At 63.8% G+C, this 1498-nt stretch carries 1 protein-coding gene; it reads left to right on the top strand.

The window, feature by feature from the left end; all coding sequences use genetic code 11:
• Positions 1-168 precede the first annotated feature (168 nt).
• Positions 169-1458, top strand: coding sequence for an adenylosuccinate synthase (locus AC5RWX_RS33205; protein WP_494100415.1), 1290 nt, complete (start codon positions 169-171; stop codon positions 1456-1458).
• Positions 1459-1498 lie beyond the last annotated feature (40 nt).

The raw sequence follows: 1498 nt of genomic DNA, 5'->3' as shown, positions 1-1498 counted from the left end.
CCCTCATCGGCTAAACTTGGGTGGTAAGAGCCCCGGAACTCTTGCGTCGCTGCGCCGCCCGCGGACCAGCGAAGGTCGGTCCATCCGGGGCATTCTCATGAACGGCGCTGCCCAGGCCAGCCACCCGTGGCACGGCACGGGCAGCCCGAACGAATGGGGGAGGATCCCATGCCAGCAATTGTGATCGTAGGAGCCCAATGGGGCGACGAAGGAAAAGGCAAGGCGACCGACCTGCTGGGCGGCCGCGTTGACTACGTCGTCAAACCCAACGGCGGCAACAACGCCGGGCACACCGTTGTTGTAGGCGGTGAAAAATACGAACTCAAGTTGCTTCCGGCAGGCATCCTCAGCCCCAACGCGGTACCCATCATCGGCAACGGCTGCGTTGTGAACCTCGAGGCACTCTTCCAGGAGATCGAAGGCCTCGAGGCCCGCGGTGCCGATACCTCCAAGCTTCGCGTCTCAGCAAACGCACACCTTGTTGCTCCTTACCACCAGGTGCTGGACAAGGTGACGGAGCGCTTCCTGGGCAGCCGCGCCATCGGGACCACCGGACGCGGCATCGGCCCTGCCTACATGGACAAGGTGGCCCGCCTGGGCATCCGTGTCCAGGACGTATTCGACGAGTCAATCCTTCGCCAGAAGGTGGAAGGTTCGCTGCGCCAGAAGAACGAGCTCCTGGTGAAGGTCTACAACCGCCGTGGCGTGCTCGTGGATGAGATTGTGGAGTACTTCCTGTCCTTCGCCGACCGGCTCCGCCCACTGGTCATCGACAGCACCCTGGTCCTGAACTCGGCCCTGGACGAGGGAAAGGTGGTCCTGATGGAAGGCGGCCAGGCAACGTTCCTGGACGTGGACCACGGAACCTACCCGTTCGTCACCTCCTCCAACCCCACCGCCGGCGGCGCATCCGTTGGTTCGGGCATTGGACCGACCCGCATCTCACGCTCCATCGGCATCATCAAGGCCTACACCACGCGCGTCGGCGCTGGCCCGTTCCCCACGGAGCTCTTCGACGAGATGGGCGTCTACCTGCAGAAAACCGGCGGCGAGTTTGGCGTCAACACCGGCCGGCCGCGCCGCTGCGGCTGGTACGACGCCGTCCTGGCCCGCCACGCCTCACGCGTCAACGGTTTCACGGACTACTTCGTCACGAAGCTGGACGTGCTCACCGGGATCGAGCAGATTCCGGTGTGCGTGGCCTATGACGTTGACGGCGTACGCCACGACGAAATGCCCATGACACAGACCGAGTTCCACCACGCAATCCCGATCTTCGAATACTTCGAGGGCTGGACCGAGGACATCACGGGTGCGCGGACGCTGGCAGACCTGCCGGAGAACGCACGCAACTACGTTCTGGCCTTGGAGAAACTGTCCGGGACACGCTTCTCTGCCATCGGCGTTGGGCCGGACCGGGACCAGACCATCGTGGTGAATGACCTCATCAACGACTGACGCGCCAGGAATCACGACGACGGCGGGCCACCTTGTGAAG

Source organism: Arthrobacter sp. SPT-J7, assembly GCF_059089965.1.
This window is presented reverse-complemented; position numbering and strand designations above follow the sequence as displayed.